Raw genomic sequence first — 251 nt, 5'->3', positions numbered from 1 at the left:
GACAGGAAAGATTCAAAAAAACCGTCTAGTGACTATGTAAAAAGCAGGTGAAGATATGGCTGAGTTTTATATTGGGCAGCAGGCATCATGCAGTAAAACAATAACTGAAACAGACTTTGTTTTATTTGCGGGGATAAGCGGTGATTTCAACCCAATTCATATTAACAGTGAATATGCAAAGAAAACAAGATTTAAACAGCGTATTGCCCATGGTTTATTAACCTCAAGTTTATTATCGCAATTATTAGGAG

1 protein-coding gene is annotated in these 251 nt (G+C 35.5%); it reads left to right on the top strand.

Annotated features, from left to right (window positions below):
• Nucleotides 1-55: 55 nt before the first annotated feature.
• The coding region (locus tag V7149_RS17230) for a MaoC/PaaZ C-terminal domain-containing protein (RefSeq protein ID WP_335346838.1) at nt 56-251 on the top strand (196 nt) is incomplete at its 3' end.

The sequence above is a fragment of the Bacillus sp. JJ1503 genome, from assembly GCF_036965125.1.
In the GTDB taxonomy this organism is placed as follows: domain Bacteria; phylum Bacillota; class Bacilli; order Bacillales; family Cytobacillaceae; genus Cytobacillus.
The sequence above is the reverse complement of the archived record's forward strand: the minus strand, read 5'-3'. Positions and strand labels throughout refer to the sequence as shown.